The sequence below is a fragment of the Terriglobus sp. 2YAB30_2 genome, assembly GCF_052114765.1.
Classification (GTDB): Bacteria; Acidobacteriota; Terriglobia; order Terriglobales; family Acidobacteriaceae; genus Terriglobus.
On sequence record NZ_JBFRFJ010000006.1, the window covers coordinates 244666 to 263947 of the forward strand.

The window sequence follows — 19282 nt, forward strand, 5'->3', positions numbered from 1 at the left end:
AAACCCGCGTTGTTCGCGGCGGCGGCTGTGGCAGCTCTCCTGCTGCCCGCCGCCCGCGCGCAAACCCCTGCACAACAGCCCCCCATTATTCTTCTCGACGCAGCTCACGGTGGTCCGGATACCGGTGCACGGCTCACGGAAAAGCTCCCCGAACGCGAAGTGACCATCGCCTTCGCTAACCGCCTGCAATCCCTGCTGATCGTCCGCGGCTTCAAAGTTGTTCTGACGCACACAACACCGGATGATGCGGCCAATCTCACCGGTGACGGCCGGGTTGAGCTCGCCAACCGCTCCGGGGCCATAGCCTGTCTCTCGCTGCATGCATCCGGCAATGCAGCTGGAGTCCACCTTTTCACCTCCGCGCTTCCGGAGACCGAACCGGCTCTCCAGGGCTCCAAGCCTGTCCTCTGGAATGAAGCCCAGGCGCCATGGGTCACACGTTCGCTTCGCCTCGCCTCAGAGCTGCAGGCAGCGATTTCCCGCTCCCGTACGCCCGTCACTAACAACCGCACCTGGCTGGCCGAACTCGATTCCTTCACCTGCCCCGCGGTTGCAATCGAGCTTGGCCCGCTCGATGACGCCACCGCCCAGGACCCCACCTACCAGCAGCGGGTCGCGGAGGCCGTCGCCGGAGCCCTGCTCTTCTGGCGAGGACATCCAAACGCCGTCACCGGCACCGGGGCCGTGCGATGATCCCCCGCTACCAGCGCATCCTGTTTCTGGCGCTGATGACGCTCTCGGTTCTCATGGCGGGCTATCTGTGGCGGGTCCACCAGCGCACAGCCACCCGGCTGAACTCCATCTCCAGCGCAGCCACCCCCATTGAGGCGCCAAGTGGCGCCACGACCCAGACAGAGGCCGTTACCTTCCTGCTGGCAGACGACGGTGCAGGTACCATTACTCCCAACGACCGCCAGATCGCACTGCCCACCGAGCCGACGATCCGCCTGCGCGCCATCCTTGAACGGCTTTTCAGCGAATACGGGCAGACAGACTCGCCCCACCCTCTCAAGTTCGATGGCACCGCTATTGCCGACGTCTTCTTCCTTCCGCTTCCGCTCACCCCCCCTAAACCACCCGAAGCCGCCGTCAAAAGCACCGAAGAGAAGACGACACCCTCTCCCACCGCCTTTACCGACATGGCTGCGCGAAACGGGTATATGGCCGTGATCAATCTCCGGCAGAGCTTCTCTGATGCACATCCCTCCGGGATCGAAGTCGAGACCCTGACCGTGCTCTCCGTACTGGGTACTGTCCACGCAAATTTTCCACAAGTCAGCCGGATCCGGTTCCTCGTGGATGGCAAAACAAGGCCCACATTGGCGGGTCATTTCTCTCTTGATCGGGTGTATCCTTCTAGCGACACCACCCTTCAATCAACGAAAGAGACACCATGACCGCCGTGCATGTTGGCGTCTTTGACTCCGGCTTCGGAGGCTTGACCGTATTGCGCGCACTCCTGCCGCTGATTCCAGGAGCCCGCTATACCTATCTGGGCGACACCGCCCGACTTCCCTATGGCGCCAAGTCCCGCCAGACCATTGCGCGCTATGCCGTCTCCTCCGCGAAGTTCCTCGAAGACCACGGTGCGGAGATGATTGTCATCGCCTGCAACACCGCCTCGGCTCTCGCGATGGAGGAACTCAGAGCATCCACCAGCCTTCCCATTCTTGGCGTGATCGAACCCGGGGCAGAGGCTGCGCGTGAAGCCGCTACCTCCGGTTCCACGCTGGTGCTGGCCACCCAGGCGACTGTTCAGTCAGACGCCTACCTCAAAGCACTGCAAGCAGTCGGCATCGAGGCTACACAGAAAGCCTGTCCGCTTCTGGTGCCACTCGTTGAAGAGGGATGGATCGACCACGACGTCACCGAACAAGTGGCGCGCATCTACCTCACCGAAGCTCTCGCGGATGCCGCCAAAGCCGGACTCTCACCCTCGACGGTGCTTCTGGGCTGCACGCACTATCCACTGCTGCGCCCGCTCATCACACGGCTTCTCGCAGAGCTGAGCCCGCAACCGATCACCGTCATCGACTCGGCAGAGACCACTGCCGGCAAAGTGGCAGAGTTGCTCCACGCCTTACCCGGCCAGCCATCGAGCAATCTGGCCTTCTACGCCACCGACTCGACAGAAAAGTTCCAGGCCCTCGGCTCCCGCTTCCTCGGCCAGCCACTGCCCGAAGTCAACTTACTCGACCTCGGTGGTTAGCCCAATCCACGAAGTCTTGGCGAGAAACTAGCAACCAGGAACCAGCAACCAGCAACTAGAATCTCCCCATGGCTGCCTACCTTCTCAAATCTGAACCCGACGCGTACTCCTTCGAAGACTTGCAGCGTGACGGTGAAACCGTATGGGATGGCATCAAGAATCCCCAGGCCCTGATCACGCTGCGTGGCATGAAACCAGGCGAAGACCTGGTCATCTATCACTCCAACGTCGGCAAAGCCGCCGTCGGCCATGCCAAAGTCGTATCGGTCGATGCCTCTGACCCGAAGAATCCTGCCGTCCGCATCAAGCCGGTCAAAGCGATCGCGCGCCCAAAGCCTCTCGCCGAGATTCGGGACAATCCTCTCTTCGCGGACTCCATCATGTTCCGTCAGTTCCGCCTATCCGTAGTGCCATTGACCAAAGAGCAGTTCACCTGGCTGGTCCAGGGGAAGTAAGATCAGTTGCCAGTTAACAGTTTCCAGTTGACGAGGTACCGTATTGGCTCGAAGAAGCCTATCAACTCACTGCAACTGGTAACTGGTAACGCCATTCTCCCGCGACGCATCTGACCCAGTAGCCATCGATACTCTCTTCCACCGAACGACCATGACCCTTCCCTTCTGGTTCCTCGTCCTTTCCCTCTTTCTCCCCCGCATCTGTCTCGCCATTGCCTGGCTGCAGGGCAATCTCACGCCATTCCATCTCTTCGGCTGGGTGCCGCTGCTCGCTGCCATCCTCGTGCCGCGCATTCTGATCCTGGTGCTCATCTACCAGAGCCAGGGCCTCTCAGTCTGGTTTCTCATCCACGCCGTTGCGATGGTCTGTGTCTTCGCCGGAGCTGGTTCACAACCCGCCCGCAGACGACGCCGCTCCGAAGACCTCTGAAGAGACCAGACTTTCAACGGGCCTCAAAGAGGCTCACACGGCCCTCTTCCAAAGCCGACACACTCCTTACCCAGCGCTGCGCCGCAATCTCCGAAGTACAGGGGCCGAGCGAAGCAATCCGCATCGGCCGCCTGCGGCTCTCCTCCTCTAAGCGCCGCAACACCTCCGCCAGCATCGAGCCTCGGAACGGCGTGTACAGATAGAAGATTGTTCCCCAGCCCAGATCAGCATCTCTCACATCCTGCGCGACAAAACGTGCCCGTTCCAACCCGAGGTCCGCCGCACACCGTCGCGCGGCTGCCACATAGGCAGCCTGCACCTCCACCCCGACACTCTGGCATCCGGAGAGCATTGATGCCAGCAAAGACACATGTCCCATCCCGGCACCGAAGTCAATCAGACGGTCCGTCTCCTGCAAGCCAAGTTGCTCGATCAGATTGAGAATGTGTCGCGCCGGCGTCGGCTGATATAACACCATCTCCTCTGCCAGTTCCGGCAACTCCATCTCTGGCACGTGAAGCCGCAACAGGCCGCTGACAATCTCATCCAGCGAGTCATACGAGAGCCCTGGACGCGGCAGCTCCGTCTCACGTTGACTCCGCAACCATTGCCAGACGTCCGCAACGGAACCCTGCCGTATCTCATCGCGAACCGCGTCATACACGGCTGCATTAGCCGCATCAAGTCGCGCACGCATCGCCACGGCGCGTCGCACACCCACACCGCTCCGCGGCCCAGCGCTTCCCAGAAAGAAATCCAACCGGTCCAGCGCATCGATGCGCTTCCGCAGCCCCTCTCTGCCGAAGAGATTCGAATCGACCTCTAGTTCCGCGAGAAAACCGTCAAGCATGTCTCTCCTTAACTACAGTTGAAAGCTAAAAGTTGAAAGTTGAAGCGGTACTGCATGGGCACGTGAAACCCATCAACACACCTATGCGAGGTAACCCGCAGCAGCATCGCCAGTCCAACTGGCAACTCCAGCTACACTGTTGGCCGTGCCCTCTACCATCGCCAATCCGGCCGATCTTGAGAAGCTGAAATCCCGTATCGCCTCTCTCACCCCGGACGCGCCTCCGCAGTGGGGTGATATGACGGCAGCTCAGGCAGTCTGTCACATGACGGACTCTCTGCTCTACGGGCTGAACCGGCGCACGATCCATACCCGCATCAAATCCCCCCTCCCGGTCGGCGTCTACAAGTGGCTTGCCCTGAACTTTCCTACCAAATGGCCGAAAGGCGTTCCAACCACTCCAGAGATGAAACAGGGGGTTGGCGGCACCCCACCGGCGGAATTCCAGTGCGATCGCGAGGCTCTGCTGCAGGCCCTCGACGCCTTCGCCGCCAACCGGGAGAACTGGCCGCCCCACCCCATCTTCGCTGGTATGACCACCCGGGAATGGCACCGCTGGGCCTGGCTCCATACCGACCATCACCTGCGTCAGTTTGGCCGCTAAACGGACGATCCTTGGTATCCTAGACAAATCACGCTTTCAGTCAAAGACGCGCAGTAACTATGCGCAAGGACAGTATGGAACGACGTAAAGTAGGTATCCTTGGCGCCACCGGCATGGTGGGCCAGCGCTTTATCCAACTTCTCGCCAACCACCCATGGTTCGAGATTACGTGGCTCGCGGCATCGGACCGCTCCGCCGGTAAACCGTACGGTGATGCCACCAACTGGAAGCTCGACACGCCGCTGCCGGCGCAGATCGCCAAAATGATCGTGCAGCCCAACACCGTTCCCACGGCGGAGCAGCTCGCGTCCGGCGAAGTGCCGCGCATTATCTTTTCGTCCGTCGATTCGCCGATCGCCAAGGAACTGGAGCCCGCCTACGCCAATGCAGGGTGCGCCGTCATCTCCAACTCGTCGGCCTTCCGCATGACTCCGGATGTTCCTCTGGTCGTACCGGAGGTTAACTCCGATCACTTCGGGCTGCTCGAAACTCAGGTTTCGCGCAAGCAGAACGGCGGCTTCCTGGTCACCAATCCCAACTGCTGCGCCATCGGCCTGGTGCTCGCACTAGCTCCACTGGAACAGAAGTTCGGCATCGAGAGCCTTTTTGTGACCACCATGCAGGCTGTCTCCGGCGCCGGCTATCCCGGCGTTCCGTCGCTCGACATCCTCGGTAACGTCGTCCCCTTCATCAAGAACGAGGAAGAGAAGCTGGAAGAAGAAGTCGGAAAGCTGCTCGGCGCCTTCAAGGCCGATGAGACTGCCGGCACCGGCTCCATCGACCTGCTCGACGCAAAAGTCTCCGCGCACTGCAACCGTGTTCCCGTTATCGACGGCCACACCGAGTGCGTCAGCATCAAGCTGAAGACCCCGGCCAGCTACGAACAGATGGTCGCCGCATGGCGCGAGTTCCAGCCTCTGCGCGCGCATCATCTGCCCTCGGCCCCGCTGCACCCGGTCGAGTATGACGAAGCGGAAAACCGCCCGCAGCCTCGCCTGGACATCGCTCGCGGTAACGGCATGGCCACTACCGTCGGTCGTCTGCGCCCGTGCTCGCTGCTGGATTGGAAGTTTGTCCTGCTCTCGCACAACACGGTTCGTGGCGCTGCAGGCGCGGCCATCCTCAATGCTGAGATCCTGGCGGTAATGGGTAAGTTCAAGTTCGCCGGCGCGCGGCAGGAAGCGCTGGTAAACGCATGAGCACACCCCGCAATCACATCGTCGTTATGAAGTTCGGTGGCACCTCGGTCGAAGACGCCAAGGCGATTGACCGTACCGCCGCCATCGTCCGTACCCGTACGGAGAAGGGCCTCTCTCCGGTCGTTGTTGTCTCTGCCATGGCAAAGGTGACGGACCAGCTTCTGGCGGCCGCTGCTGCTGCCGGTAAAGGCGACAAGATGGGCGCGCTCGCGATCTCTGCGCGTTTGCGCAATCGCCACGTCGACACCGCCGCTGAGCTGCTGGACAACGAACGCTTCACCGCACTGCAGCCTGTCATCGGGCATGAGTTTGACTCGCTAGATGATCTGCTGCGCGGCATTGCGGCAGTTGGTGAACTCACACCACGCACGACGGACAATGTCGTCAGCTACGGTGAGCGTCTCTCGTCGCGGATGGTTGCTGCTGCCTTCGATCAGCGCGGCCTGAACGGCATTCATCATGATGCGCGCGAGTCCATCATCACGGATTCGGCCTTCGGCAAAGCCAAGCCTCTTACCGACAAGATCGAAGAGAAGCTGGTCGCGAATGTCCTGCCGCTGATCGATGCCGGAAAGACGCCGGTCATGGGCGGCTTCATCGCTTCCAACGAGCAGGGCATTACGACTACTCTGGGCCGCGGCGGTTCTGACTACACGGGCGCTCTGATTGGTGGCGGTCTGCACGCTGGAGCGATCGAGATCTGGACCGACGTCAACGGCATCATGACCACGGATCCTCGCATTACCTCCGATGCGCTTCGTGTGAAGACCATCAGCTTCGAAGAGGCGGCTGAGCTCGCTTACTTCGGCGCGAAGGTGCTGCATCCGGCGACCATCCTCCCGGCCGTGCAGAAGAACATCCCCGTCTGGGTGCTCAACTCGCGTAACGCGGCGAACGAAGGCACTAAGATCATCGCGGCCGCTCCACCCTGCAAATCGCCCTTCAAGTGCATTGCGGCGAAGCGCAAGCTGACCATCATCGACATCGTCAGCTCCGGCATGCTGATGTCGCATGGTTATATGAAGGCCGTCTTTGACATCTTCGACCGGCACAAGGTCGTGGTCGATATGGTCTCCACCTCCGAGGTCTCGATCTCGCTGACCGTCGATTCAAACATCGGTCTCGATGCAGTGATCGAAGATCTCAGCGCCATCGCCGACGTCAAACTAGATCCGAACAAAGCTCTTATCTGCCTGGTAGGTGAAGATATCCGCGGTCACGCGGGCATCTCCGGTCAGGTCTTTACGGCTGTAAGCCACGTCAATGTGCGCATGATCAGCCAGGGAGCCAGCGAAATCAATATGAGCTTTATGATCGAGGAGTCGGACGTGGAAGAGGCGGTGCGCTCGCTGCACAAGAAGTTCTTCGCCAACCCCGACCCTGACGTCTTCGATGTGGAAGCTCGCACTGCAGCACAGACCGAACCTGCAACCGCAAAAGCCTGATCAGAGAGATCTTTGATGCGTATCCTCGTCCTCGGACACGGTAAGACTGGCAAGCTTGTCGCCGACGTCGCGCATGAGCGCGGCCATGGCGTGCACGTTCTCGACGCGAAAGAGAACCCTAACGCCGCCGCGCTGACGCCTCCCTTCGTAATCGGCTTCGATGTGGTGATCGATTTCACCACTCCCGAAGCCGTCATCCCCAACCTGCGTGCTTGTCTCGCGACCGGCGCCCGCGTTGTGGTGGGCACCACTGGCTGGTACGAGAAGCTCGCCGACATGCGCGGCCTGGCCGAACGCAAAGAGGCCGGTCTGCTCTACGGCACCAATTTCTCCATCGGGACCCAGGTGATGTTCCAGGCCGCCGCGGTCCTGGCCAAGGGACTCGCAAAGGCCGGTTATACGTTCACGGTCGACGAGACCCATCACGTCACCAAGCTCGATGCCCCCAGCGGCACGGCTATCAGCCTGCAGCAGGCTCTTGGTGGTGTGGAGGCTCCCATCACCAGTCACCGCGAAGGCGATGCCGTAGGTCTCCACACGCTCACGGCAACCTCCAAAGGCGACAAGATCGTTCTGACTCACGAGGCATTCAGCCGCCGCGCCTTCGCGGACGGAGCTGTCCGCGCGGCCGAATGGCTTTCAACTCGCAAGGGCTGCTACGACTTCAAGGACATTTTCTCGGAACTGTAAAAGGGACGAGATAAAACCGCGGTCCTGGATAGAGACCGCGGTTTCGTTTTTAACCAGTAATGTTCAATTCTTCAATTTTTCAATCATTCCATTACTTCGCCTTCCCCCACAAAACCACAACTCCGGCAATATACGCTCGTCCAGGCATTGGTACTCCCACAAGCTCCTGGTACTGCGAGTCGCTTCCGTTCGTCATGCGGAAGTAAGGCTGCACCTGTCTTCCCTCCCATGACACCGATGCATCCCAGACTGGGTACACATCCCGCGCAAGTCGATGCACGGCACGCACTCTTTGCCGCAAGAGAACACCGTTTCTCCAGCGTCCGATCCACTCCACACCTGCATTCTGTGTGGGGAAGTTGAAGACATAGATGGACTGCAGYCCCTGCAACGCCTCACGTGCACCTGAGATCTGCGTGAAGGCGACACGCACCGTCTGTCCGCTCAGTGGCCGCCAGTCAATCGCTGCTTCTGCTCCGGTCAGTCGTACACCTGTCAGGTTCGCTGCACGCCACTTCTCAGAGGCATTGGCGCGTACATAGTCGATCGCATTGGTCTGTCGCGAATGGAAGCCTGTCACCGAAGCCGAGAACCTGTGCCCCTGATACCAGTCCAGCCCTCCATCGAAGCTCCAGGCCGACTCCGGCTTCAGCGCCGCATTTCCCACCGTTGTTGGATCGTTGTAGTACAAGTCTGTGTATGTTGGCAGCCGGTATCCACGGCCGACGGATGCTCTTGCCTTCAGATTCTGCCCCATCCAGAGACTTCCGGCGACCGATGGCACCAGCACGGCGTTGCCGCCGCTGAAGACTTCCTCACGCAATCCCACGGAGAGGGTTCCCTTCCCTCGTCCACGGACTTCCAGATCCAGATAACCTGCACCGCGATTGCGTCCATGACGCCCGAGGTTGGTGCTGTCGATCTGGTCGGTATTTGTTTCCAGCCCGTAGAAGACCTTCGCAGGCTTCCACGGCAAGGCGTCTTGACGACGCACAACACCCTGCCAACTTGTATCGATGTGTTGGTTCTTGTAGCCCAGCGGATTGCTCCGGGTCAGGAGAAAGATATCCGTGTGACGCCGGAATGCCACCGCTGCCTGAGTCTTTGGATCGATCTGCTGGCTCAGACCGGCAAACCATCCCTTCGTCCGCTCCCATGAGGTGTAGTTTCCGTAGAACCCGTTGGCGCCGAAGGCGCGATCGCTGCCTGCCAGCAGCACATCGGAGTCACCCAGCGGCGAGTGAAAGCGTGTCTCTGAACTCGCCTCCTCGGAGCGATAGTCACGGTCCGGCATAAACCCGGACGAAAAGTCGCGACCGGCTGCAAAAACCTGGCTCAGGGCCCCTTTGCCCCACGAGGCAAGCGCCGATTGTTCCTGGCCTCCGAAGCTCCCTCCACCTGCCTGCAGCCGTAACCGCAGTCCATCCTGCGCCGGTGCGGTAACAAAATTCACGACACCGCTGACAGCATCGGAGCCATAGAGCGTCGATCCCGCACCATGCAGTACATGTGCTGTTGCGAGGGCTGCCATGGGCACGGGAAGGTCCAGGTTGAAGTGCGAGGTTTCGGCATCGTTGATGCGCATACCGTTCAACAGCACCAACGTCTGCTCGTAGGAGCTTCCACGGATCGATAGATCCGCCTGCACTCCCGCGCCTCCGCGCTGCTGGATGTCCACCGCAGGGTCGCCGCGCAGCACATCATTGTTGTCGCTCAGTGCCAGACGCCGGTCTTCGATCCCCAGCACCCGGGTCGACCTTGCCGAGTCTTCTTCGGCCAGGGCATCCGGAGCACCCACCACAACAACGGTCGTTCTTACTTCGGGCGTATCCTGTGACTTCTGCGCCCAGGTCCATCCACTCACGCCGATCAGGCACGCAAGCAATACCAGAGTTTTCATGCACTTCTAGAATCTCATCTTCGGATCGCATCTTCCGGACTTGCGGAGTAGCAGATCGGCTCCTACCCTAGGAACACTATGTCTTCTGCAACCGTTCTTGCTCCCGTTGCCGCCAAAACCTTCGAAGAAAAGCTCGACGCCCTTGCACTGGTCACTGTCCGTGTCGGCCTTAACCTTCGCGCCGGACAGGAACTGGTCATCACCGCTCCCATGGAAGCTCTCCCCTTTGTTCGCCGCATTACGGAACACGCTTACAAAGCCGGAGCCACACTGGTGACCACTCTCTTCAATGATGATGAGCTCACACTGGCGCGGTACCAGTACGCCCCCGATGAAAGTTTCGATAAAACGGCGGTCTGGCTCTCTGAAGGCATTACCAATGCCTACCGTTCCGGTGCTGCTCGCCTCGGCATTACGGGCGCGAATCCCTCACTGCTTGCCGGACAGGACCCAGGCAAGGTCTCCCGCGCCAACGTCGCCGCCAGCAAAGCCGCCAAGCCGGCGATGGAGATCATCACCCGTCACGAGATCAACTGGACCATCGTCGCCTGCGCAACCCCGGCCTGGGCAAAGCTCGTCTTCCCAGACCTTTCAGAGGAAGAAGCCGTAGCGAAGCTATGGGATGCAATCTTCGCGGCCTCGCGTAGCGATCAGCCTGATCCAGTCGCGGCCTGGGAGGCGCACGGTGGCCGCCTGAAGGAACGTGTGGATTTCCTGAACAACAAACGCTACTACGCGCTTCGGTTCCACTCGAACGACGGCCTCACCGATGTGACTGTCGGCCTGGCGGATAACCATCTGTGGGCAGGCGGCGGGACAACCGCCGGCAACGGCGTCTACTGCCAGCCCAATATCCCGACGGAAGAGTGCTTCACGACGCCGCATAAAGATCGTGTGAACGGCCGCGTGAGGGCCTCAAAACCGCTCTCCCATCAGGGAACGTTGATCGAGAATATCTCGGTTCACTTTGAAAACGGCCGCATCGTCGACGCCTCCGCCTCCGCAGGAGAAGAAGCTCTGAAGAAGCTGATCTCCACCGATGAGGGCGCGGCACGGCTTGGTGAGGTAGCGCTGGTTCCGCATCATTCCCCGATTGCAGAGAGTGGCCTGCTGTTCTGGAACACTCTCTTCGACGAGAACGCGGCCAGCCACATTGCACTGGGACAGGCTTACTCCACCTGCCTCATCGGTGGAGAGAAGATGAGCGAAGAGGAGCTGACAAAACTCGGCGCCAACAGCTCACTCATCCACGTGGACTGGATGATCGGCAACGCCAATATGAATGTCGACGGCGTATATGCCGATGGTTCCAGTGAGCCACTGATGCGCAACGGAAACTGGGCTTAGGATCAGTCCACGCGGTGTCCATGCCCTTTGGGGCATGGACACCGCGTTCGTGTGACACCGCTCAGCGATCGGCGTCCACTAAAATCCAGCGAACCTTCGCGACGCGCCGTCGTCCTTCCTGACAAGCACCCGTCCGCAACGGTAAACTAGCATTTGTTATGGACCTACAAGGCTGCGGGACAGCGCTGATTACGCCCTTCCGACCAGACAACACACTCGACGAACCTGCGATTAGCTCTCTGGTTCACTGGCAGATCGACTCCGGCATCAGTTTTCTGGTCGCCGCCGGCTCTACTGGAGAAGCTTCCACGCTCACCGAGTACGAGACGGTCCGCCTGATCGAGACGGTTGTTGGCTCCGCGGCAGGACGGGTACCCGTGCTGGCGGGATGTACCCACAACAATACGGCTGAAGCTGTTGCTCGGGTTGAAAAGCTTTCCCGCATTCCCGGCCTCTCCGGCATTCTGACGGCAAATCCTTACTACAACAAGCCTTCCCAGGAAGGCCAGTATCTTCACTTCAAGGCAATTGCCGATGCCTCAACCCTGCCCGTGATGCTCTATAACATTCCGGGCCGGACGGCAGCGAACCTTGAGCCGGCTACGGTACTTCGCCTGGCCGAGCACAGCAACATCCTCGGCATCAAGGAAAGCTCCGGTAATATTGCCCAGATCTCCGAGATTATTGCTACAGCTCCTCGCAACTTCCGTGTCTTTGCCGGTGATGATGGCATTGCCCTGCCGGCGATTGCTCAGGGTGCATCGGGACTCATCTCTGTTGGTTCCAACGTCATTCCGCACCATATGGCGCAGATGATCGATGCCGCACTGAACAACGACTGGTCGACAGCTCGCCGCATTCAGAGGCACTACAGCAAATTCCTCAACGCGCTTTACTGGGAACCGAATCCCTCACCGACAAAGGCGATTCTGACCCTGATGGGCAAAATTCACGGTGGCCTACGTCTGCCCATGACGGAGGTCTCACCTGTCACCCGCAGGAAACTCGATATTCTCATCGGGGAGCTTGGCCTATTGGTCGATGCCTTACCGACGGGAGAGGATCTGCGCGTTTTTTAAACCTGTAATGAACGACTTGCAGGGCATGGGTCTTTCATGTCCTGCAAATGGGAAAACTTCCACAGCTCAATCAGCGTCAGAGTATCGGGTCCCGTACACAGGGGACCGGCCGGGCAATTTACAGCCGATTCACTTTACGCACGTTTTACCTGAGTACGAGAAGTTGCTGTCATGAATTCGCAGTTCCCTCATTGCACCATCCTGCTCGTCGACGATGACTCTGATATCCGGTCGCTCTACAAAGCGTTCCTGCGACATGCGGGTTACGCAGTGTTGAGTTGCCATGATGCACATCGTGCGGCGGAAGTCTTTGCCAGCCGGCCGGACGTCGATCTTTTGCTGACCGACATTAACATGCCAGAGAGTTCAGGCGTGGAACTGGCCCAGACACTCACGGCCGCAAAGCCTGAGATGCCGGTCATCCTCATCAGCGGCGAAGATTTGGGCCAGAGCCGGACCGCGGAGATTATTTCCCGATCCTGGCGTTTCGTACAAAAACCTGTCAGCCTGCCTTATCTGCTGGATCTCATCCATACACTGCTGACTCCATCGAGTCGGCGTGGATACAAGCCGGGGTTACCCATTCCGGCCTAGAGCATTTGCTCTAGGGCTAACGCAATATCCCGATTGTGTGAAGCCAGGTCGTGACCAGCGAAGGCCACTTCACAATCGGCAGCCCGTTTGCACGTAATCCGTAACCGTGCCCGCCTTCGGCATATACGTGTAGCTCGGCTTTGACCTTGGCCTCCTTCAGGGCCTGGAAGTACACGAGCACGTTCTCTTCGTGCACTGGGTCGTCTTCCGCCTGTAGCAGAAAGGTGGGCGGTGTCTCCGAAGTCGGCTTAACACCTTCGTCGACCTGTTTCAGACTCGCATCGGTCAGGTACGCCGGATAGATCAGAACCGTAAAGTCGGGCCTGGCGCTCACAGACGCCTCGTCGGCAGGCTCACCGGCACGCTTGAAGTCAGCATGATTACTAAGCACCGCGGCAAGATGACCACCCGCCGAAAAGCCCAAGACACCTACCTGCGAGGGATTAATGCCCCACTCAGCCGCATGCATCCTTGTAAGGCGAACCGCCTTCTGTGCATCCTCCAGGTCGATCGTACTGGCGGGGTAATGCTCTTTCAGAGGGACGCGATATTTCACGAGAACACATGCGGCACCCTCCGCGTTAAGCCACTGGCAGACCTCGGTTCCTTCAAGATCCTGAGCAAGGATGCGGTAACCTCCTCCAGGAAAAACAACGATTGCTGCACCCGTGCGCTTTTCTTTTGGCGGCTGGTAGAGAGCCAACGTTGGCTGTTCGATATTGCTCAATTTCGAGACGGAATGGCCGCCAACCAGCTTGTCCGTTGGCTTCATGGTCTCCACTTCTGCTCCTGGAGCCCAGGGTTCGGGTGTTCCGTGGGGCCACAGCGGCAGAGTCACAACCTGCGCCGGTGCGGACAATGCGACGAAAAGAAGAGAAGAGGAGAGAACCAGGAAGGATCGCACGAACGCATTTTACGCTGTGAATGGAATTCGCCTGTGGGACAGCCATCACCTACACTGAAGACATACCGCCTTTCAAGGAGATAGCTTTTGAGCACTACCCTCGAGCAGACCATTGAACATCACTTCGCCTCCGGAGCCGCAGCGATCGGTAATCCCGACGCTGAAAAGGCTTTCCTGGAGCTCCGCGGTCAGCTCGAAGCCGGTACGCTGCGCTCAGCCTCTCCCGATGCCGCCTCGTCCATCGGCTGGACAGTCAATGCATGGGTCAAACGCGGCATCCTGTTGGGTTTCCGTATCGGCCAGCTCGAAGATCAGTCCTGCGGCCGCCTGAGTTTTATCGATAAGGCCACCTATCCGGCACGCACCTTTACCCCCGAACAGGGCGTCCGGGTCGTACCCGGTGGTTCGTCGGTACGCAGCGGGGCCTATCTCGCCAAGGGCGTGGTGATGATGCCTCCCGCCTATGTGAACGTTGGCGCGTATGTGGATGAAGGCACGATGGTGGATTCGCACGCGCTGGTAGGCTCCTGCGCACAGGTCGGCAAGCGTGTCCACCTCTCAGCGGCGTGCCAGATCGGAGGCGTACTGGAACCCGTGAATGCTTCGCCTGTGATTATCGAAGATGACGTTCTGGTAGGTGGCAATACGGGTGTCTATGAGGGAACGATCGTCCGTTCAAAGGCGGTACTGGCCGCCGGTACCGTGTTGACGCGCGGAACGCCGGTCTATGACACGGTGCATGGAACGGTTCTGAAGGCGACGGCGGACCAACCGCTCATTATCCCGTCAGGCGCGGTTGTGGTCCCCGGCGCGCGCGCTGTCACTAAGGGAAAAGGAACAGAGTGGGGCCTTTCTGTCTACACCCCGGTCATTGTGAAGTACCGCGACGAGAAGACTGATCTCTCGACGGCACTGGAAGACTTGCTGCGTTAGAGCATTTTTCTGTAGGCGTAATGTAGGGTTTCCGCATCTATGGGCGTTTTCCGCAATGAAAACGCCGCTGCACTCACCTCCCGGGATACCCGGCAACAGGAAAAATGCTCTAGCATGAAGATTTGATGAGTCTCGACAAGCTGCAAATCATTCCGCTCGGCGGCCTTGGCGAATTTGGCATGAACTGCTGTGCCATTCGCTATGGCGACCACATTCTCGTTATCGATGCCGGACTTATGTTTCCGGACGAGGAACTCCTAGGTGTCGACATTGTCGTGCCCGATATCGGGTACCTGGTCGAGAACCGTGAGAAGGTCAAAGCCATTCTGCTCACACATGGTCACGAAGACCACATTGGCGGCCTTCCGTGGATTTTGACCGAACTGCGGGACGTCCCCGTCTACGGCACCGAGTTCACCCTCGCCTATGTCGAAGGCAAGCTGGAAGAGCACAAGCTGCTGGACGACACTGAGATGCTGGAAATGATTCCAGGCGAACAGTTTCAGGTCGGACCGTTCCGGATTCAGCCAATCCGGGTAACGCACTCCCTTGTGGACTGCGTTTCCCTGGCGATCCATACTCCGGTCGGGACAATCCTGCATACAGGAGACTTCAAAGTCGACCTGTCTTCGCCGGACGGCCATCCCTTCGACCTGCAGGCATTTGCCGAGCTGGGGCGGAACGGTGGTGTGCTCGCCCTCCTGCAGGATTCGACCAACGTCGACCGGCCCGGACACACCCCGAGCGAATTGGCGGTACGGCCACGGCTGGACGAAATCTTCGGACGGACGAAGAAGAGGCTCTTCTTCTCCTGCTTCTCCTCCTCGATCCACCGGCTGAAGCTGGCCTTCGAGCTGGCGGATAAACATGACCGCAAGGTCGCCGTCGTCGGACGGTCGCTGGACAACTCAACCGAGATTGCCACCGACCTTGGATATATCGATATACCGCCCGGCCTTTTGATCAATGGCGGTCAGATTAGAGACTATCCACCGGAGAAGGTCTGCGTCCTGATCTCCGGCACCCAGGGCGAGCCGATGTCGGCCCTTTCCCGTGCCGCGGTGGATAACCACAAGCACGCGCGGATTGAGCCCGGCGATACCGTTCTGCTCTCAAGCCGCATCATTCCCGGCAACGAAAAAGGGATCTTCCGCATGATCGATCACCTGGTCCGCCGGGATGCCAACGTGATCTTCGACGATGGCACCCAGGGAATCATCCATGTGAGCGGGCATGGCAGCCAGGAAGAGCTTCGCCTCATGATCAACCTGGTGAAGCCGAAGTACTTCATCCCTGTGCACGGTGACTATCGGCATCTGAAGCGCCACGCAGAGCTTGCCGCGTCGACCGGGATTCCGAAGCAGACCTTTCTGCTGGAAGACGGAGACGTCCTGGAGCTGACGCGCGACTCGGCCACCCGGAAGGACAAAGTACAGGCGGGCAGGATCCTCATCGACGACGGATCGACGGCAGATGTAGTGGACGATCTGGTGATCCGCGATCGCCGGCACCTTTCGGAGGCGGGTCTGCTGCTGCCGATCCTCGCCATCAACAAGCTGACCGGCCTGGTGGAAGGCGCGCCGGAGATCATTGCGCGCGGCTTTGCAGTGCCTGATCCGGCCATCCTGACCGAGGCGCGGCAGGTGATTGCGCGTACGCTGGATGCCTCCTCAAACGAGGAAAAAGGCGACTACGGCGTGATCAAGGAGAAGATCCGGACGGACCTGAAGCGCTACATCCAGAAGAATACGAGCCGGCGGCCACTGATCATGCCGGTAATTCTCGAGATTTAGAGATTCCAGAATGGTGCTCGCAGGGTAGCCAGCTAGGTTCCCCGGCTGCCGATTTCAGGCCCGGAAGCCGACCCGAAACGAGGACAATGAAAGGTACTTCCGCGCGCAAAGCGCGCGGAAGCGGTCCCCATTTGTTTCGAGGTGTCGATGAAGCCACTCCGTTTTGTTACAACGCCGACGCGTAATCGCCGCCTGAACGAGCTGATTGGCTTGGCTGTTCTGGTGGGGGGTGGGCTGCTGGCGCTGGCGCTGGTCAGTTATACGCCGACCGATCCCTCCTGGAACACCGTGGGGGGCTACGCCACGGGGCGTCCGGCACATAACTGGACTGGCATTGTCGGCGCCTTTATCAGCGACGCCACATTGCAGCTTCTCGGCATCGCGGCCTTCGCGGTTCCGCTCTCGCTCATGCGACTGGGTTACTGCTGGATGCGGTCGCGGCCTGCGGGGTCGCCTGTCGCCAAATTCGCAGGCCTGGCAATCTGGATCTTCTTCGGTCCGGCGATGTTCGCTCTGCTTCCGGGACATATGCTCTGGCGCAGCACGTTGCCCATTGAAGGCGTGGAAGGCCGCCTGATGGCTGACGCTATCATTGCGCTGCTGAACTTCCCCGGCGCGTGCATCGTCGTCGCCCTGATGGTGGTGATGGCCTCCTATCTCTCCACGACCTTCACCTTCAACACCGCTCGTGAATGGGCGACTGCCCGCTTCGCCTTCCTGCAAGCCATGCAGGACCGTTGGCGCAACTGGCGGGGCACCCGTGCCTCCCGGGCGGATCGGGCGATTGCGGAGTACGAGAGCAAGCGCGAACGCGCCATGGAGCGTGACCGCCGCAGCCAGGAAAAGGCCGACCGCAAGGCGCAGAAGGCCACTGCGGCCGAAAGCACCTCCCTGCTCAGCAGCCTGTTCGGCTGGTGGAGCCGGAAGAAGGCGCAGCCGCAGCCTCTGGGCGAGCGGGACAACGCCGATCCGGTCGAGACGGAAGCGTTACCGGCACCCTCTGTCTGGGCGAAAGTGCCGCGCACCATGGTCGATGCCCCAGCCGAGAGCGGAGACCCCGCGTTACCCGCAGCTTATGCCGCCGCGGCCGAGGAACGCCTTCACCAGGCGACTATCGAGGAGCCCACTCCTGAGTGGGCTCACCATCCGGCCCAGGCCGAGCCGGAGGCGCCGCGTAAGATCGTCAACTTCCCCGCCCCGGTTACTCCGGCCGCGCAGCAGCCCGAGACCGAGGAAAAAGGGATCTCTTTTGGCAAGCGTGCCGACGAGAAGCTGAAGACCGTTACCCTGACCGCCAAGAGCGTACATGGCTACAAGCTGCCGCCGTCGAGCCTGCTGCACCGCAGCGAGGAGCCGAGCATTGTGCGAGAAGAGGCTCTTCGCGAAGAGGCCCGCACGCTGGTCGAGAAGTGTGCTGAGTTCGATGTCCACGGTCAGGTCACCCAGATCAATCCCGGCCCAGTGGTGACGACCTTCGAGTTCCGCCCGGAAGCCGGCGTAAAGTATTCGCGCGTTACGGGCCTTGCCGATGACCTCTGTCTGGCGATGGCGGCCGAGAGCATCCTGATCGAACGCATGGCCGGCAAAAGCACAGTCGGCATCCAGGTGCCGAATAGCGAGCGCGAGACGATCTGGCTGCGCGATGTTGTCGAGAGCGAGCACTTCGCCAATACAAAGTCGCGGCTGGCGATTGCCATGGGCAAGGACATCAATGGCCGTATCGTCACGGCCGACCTGGCCTCCATGCCTCACGTCCTGATTGCCGGATCCACCGGTTCAGGTAAGTCAGTGGCGATCAACGCCATGATCATGAGCGTGCTCTTCAAGGCGACACCGGAACAGGTGCGCATGATCCTGGTCGATCCGAAGCGTGTGGAACTGGGAATGTACGAGGGCATTCCTCATCTCTTCACGCCGATCATCACCGAACCCAAGCTGGCCGCGAATGCACTTCGTAATGCGGTCCGCGAGATGGAACGCCGTTTGAAGCTGCTCGCCTCCAGGCATGTTCGCAATATCGACCAGTACAACAAGTTGTTTGAGAACGGCACGCCGTCAATGTTTGAAGACGATGAAGAGCAGCAGCCGCTGCCGTACATCATGATCATCATCGACGAGCTCGCTGACCTGATGATGCTGGATAAGGCCAACGTCGAAGAGGCGATTACCCGGCTGGCGCAGATGGCGCGCGCTGTTGGTATTCACCTGGTGCTGGCGACGCAACGTCCTTCGGTCGACGTAATCACCGGCCTGATCAAGGCAAACGTGCCTACGCGTATGAGCTTCCGTCTGGCTACCAAGGTGGACTCGCGTACGATCATCGATTCCAACGGCGCTGAGAGCCTGCTGGGAAGGGGCGACATGCTCTTTCTGCCACCGGGAACCTCGCGTCTGCAGCGGGTGCACGCTCCATTCGTGACCGAGAAGGAGATCGCCGCCGTTACCGACTTCTGGAAACAACAGGGTGAAGCCGAGTACGTCCAGGGCTTCCTGGAAGGTCCGAAGGACGACAAAGGCCGCGACCTCGATGCGATGGATGGCGACGATACGAACGATGAGCTCTTCGACGATGCCGTAAAACTGATCTTCGAGTTCGGTAAGGCATCGACGAGTCTGTTGCAGCGTCGTCTGCGTATCGGATACGGCCGAGCAGCGCATTTGATCGACATGATGGAGCGGGATGGTTTGGTAGGACCTGCTGAAGGATCCAAGCCACGGGAGATTCTCAAGAGCGCTGACTGGCTGCGTGAGTCAGATCCGGCAATGCGTTAATGCGTGACTTCCGACTGAGGTAGTTTTTTCTTTCAGATAGATAGGGAACGGCGAGCCGTTCCCTATCTATTTTTTGGG

At 59.7% G+C, this 19282-nt stretch carries 18 protein-coding genes; 15 read left to right on the forward strand and 3 right to left on the reverse strand.

Annotation, left to right across the window (positions count from 1 at the left end; all coding sequences use genetic code 11):
* The first annotated feature begins 27 nt into the window (after nucleotides 1-27).
* The 5 genes from AB4Y89_RS11880 to AB4Y89_RS11900 all read left to right on the forward strand — a co-directional run bounded on the left by AB4Y89_RS11880 (nucleotide 28) and on the right by AB4Y89_RS11900 (nucleotide 3094).
* Complete coding sequence (locus AB4Y89_RS11880; RefSeq protein ID WP_442301140.1) at nucleotides 28-693, forward strand: N-acetylmuramoyl-L-alanine amidase family protein; 666 nt, start codon at nucleotides 28-30, stop codon at nucleotides 691-693.
* Nucleotides 690-1397, forward strand: coding sequence for a GerMN domain-containing protein (locus AB4Y89_RS11885; RefSeq protein WP_442301141.1), 708 nt, complete (start codon nucleotides 690-692; stop codon nucleotides 1395-1397). Before AB4Y89_RS11880 ends, AB4Y89_RS11885 begins: the two co-directional genes overlap by 4 nt.
* Nucleotides 1394-2209, forward strand: coding sequence for a glutamate racemase (gene murI / locus AB4Y89_RS11890; protein WP_442301142.1), 816 nt, complete (start codon nucleotides 1394-1396; stop codon nucleotides 2207-2209). The genes AB4Y89_RS11885 and murI overlap by 4 nt, the downstream gene beginning before the upstream one ends.
* A 68-nt stretch (nucleotides 2210-2277) precedes the next feature.
* Entirely contained in the window at nucleotides 2278-2664 is a 387-nt protein-coding gene (locus tag AB4Y89_RS11895; protein ID WP_442301143.1) for an EVE domain-containing protein, read from the forward strand.
* Between the two features lie 151 nt (nucleotides 2665-2815).
* The gene (locus AB4Y89_RS11900; RefSeq protein WP_442301144.1) at nucleotides 2816-3094 is read left to right on the forward strand and encodes a hypothetical protein; all 279 of its coding nucleotides are present in this window, start codon (nucleotides 2816-2818) and stop codon (nucleotides 3092-3094) included.
* Nucleotides 3095-3107: 13 nt separating this feature from the next.
* Here AB4Y89_RS11900 and AB4Y89_RS11905 read toward each other — a convergent pair whose 3' ends face one another.
* On the reverse strand, nucleotides 3108-3944 hold the full coding sequence (locus tag AB4Y89_RS11905; protein ID WP_442301145.1) for an SAM-dependent methyltransferase: 837 nt from the start codon (nucleotides 3942-3944) through the stop codon (nucleotides 3108-3110).
* 145 nt (nucleotides 3945-4089) lie between these two features.
* On the opposite strand from AB4Y89_RS11905, the gene AB4Y89_RS11910 reads away from it, so the two are divergent.
* From AB4Y89_RS11910 to AB4Y89_RS11925, 4 genes are all read left to right on the forward strand, one after another.
* Complete coding sequence (locus tag AB4Y89_RS11910; protein WP_442301146.1) at nucleotides 4090-4548, forward strand: DUF1569 domain-containing protein; 459 nt, start codon at nucleotides 4090-4092, stop codon at nucleotides 4546-4548.
* Nucleotides 4549-4622: 74 nt separating this feature from the next.
* On the forward strand, nucleotides 4623-5747 hold the full coding sequence (gene asd / locus AB4Y89_RS11915) for an aspartate-semialdehyde dehydrogenase (RefSeq protein WP_442301147.1): 1125 nt from the start codon (nucleotides 4623-4625) through the stop codon (nucleotides 5745-5747).
* A complete protein-coding gene (gene lysC, locus AB4Y89_RS11920) occupies nucleotides 5744-7192 on the forward strand; it encodes a lysine-sensitive aspartokinase 3 (RefSeq protein ID WP_442301148.1) in 1449 nt (482 codons plus the stop codon). The genes asd and lysC overlap by 4 nt, the downstream gene beginning before the upstream one ends.
* Before the next feature lie 15 nt (nucleotides 7193-7207).
* On the forward strand, nucleotides 7208-7882 hold the full coding sequence (locus tag AB4Y89_RS11925; RefSeq protein WP_442301149.1) for a 4-hydroxy-tetrahydrodipicolinate reductase: 675 nt from the start codon (nucleotides 7208-7210) through the stop codon (nucleotides 7880-7882).
* Between the two features lie 91 nt (nucleotides 7883-7973).
* On the opposite strand, the gene AB4Y89_RS11930 is transcribed toward AB4Y89_RS11925, so the two are convergent.
* Entirely contained in the window at nucleotides 7974-9782 is a 1809-nt protein-coding gene (locus AB4Y89_RS11930) for a TonB-dependent receptor plug domain-containing protein (RefSeq protein WP_442301150.1), read from the reverse strand.
* A 78-nt stretch (nucleotides 9783-9860) separates the two neighbouring features.
* On the opposite strand from AB4Y89_RS11930, the gene AB4Y89_RS11935 reads away from it, so the two are divergent.
* The 3 genes from AB4Y89_RS11935 to AB4Y89_RS11945 all read left to right on the forward strand — a co-directional run bounded on the left by AB4Y89_RS11935 (nucleotide 9861) and on the right by AB4Y89_RS11945 (nucleotide 12802).
* Complete coding sequence (locus AB4Y89_RS11935) at nucleotides 9861-11129, forward strand: aminopeptidase (protein WP_442301151.1); 1269 nt, start codon at nucleotides 9861-9863, stop codon at nucleotides 11127-11129.
* 158 nt (nucleotides 11130-11287) lie between these two features.
* On the forward strand, nucleotides 11288-12208 hold the full coding sequence (dapA, locus tag AB4Y89_RS11940; RefSeq protein ID WP_442301152.1) for a 4-hydroxy-tetrahydrodipicolinate synthase: 921 nt from the start codon (nucleotides 11288-11290) through the stop codon (nucleotides 12206-12208).
* 171 nt (nucleotides 12209-12379) lie between these two features.
* A complete protein-coding gene (locus tag AB4Y89_RS11945; RefSeq protein WP_442301153.1) occupies nucleotides 12380-12802 on the forward strand; it encodes a response regulator in 423 nt (140 codons plus the stop codon).
* A gap of 16 nt (nucleotides 12803-12818) precedes the next feature.
* Here the strand turns inward: AB4Y89_RS11945 and AB4Y89_RS11950 are convergent, their stop codons facing one another.
* Nucleotides 12819-13706 (reverse strand): alpha/beta hydrolase, encoded by an 888-nt coding sequence (locus tag AB4Y89_RS11950; protein ID WP_442301154.1) that lies wholly within the window; start codon nucleotides 13704-13706, stop codon nucleotides 12819-12821.
* An 87-nt stretch (nucleotides 13707-13793) separates the two neighbouring features.
* Between AB4Y89_RS11950 and AB4Y89_RS11955 the strand changes: the two genes are divergently transcribed.
* From AB4Y89_RS11955 to AB4Y89_RS11965, 3 genes are all read left to right on the forward strand, one after another.
* Complete coding sequence (locus AB4Y89_RS11955; protein WP_442301155.1) at nucleotides 13794-14639, forward strand: 2,3,4,5-tetrahydropyridine-2,6-dicarboxylate N-succinyltransferase; 846 nt, start codon at nucleotides 13794-13796, stop codon at nucleotides 14637-14639.
* A 125-nt stretch (nucleotides 14640-14764) separates the two neighbouring features.
* Nucleotides 14765-16432 (forward strand): ribonuclease J, encoded by a 1668-nt coding sequence (locus AB4Y89_RS11960; RefSeq protein ID WP_442301156.1) that lies wholly within the window; start codon nucleotides 14765-14767, stop codon nucleotides 16430-16432.
* A 147-nt stretch (nucleotides 16433-16579) separates the two neighbouring features.
* Nucleotides 16580-19204 carry a DNA translocase FtsK 4TM domain-containing protein gene (locus tag AB4Y89_RS11965; RefSeq protein WP_442301157.1) on the forward strand — a complete coding sequence of 875 codons (2625 nt, stop codon included), beginning with the start codon at nucleotides 16580-16582 and terminating at the stop codon, nucleotides 19202-19204.
* The last annotated feature ends 78 nt before the right edge of the window (nucleotides 19205-19282 follow it).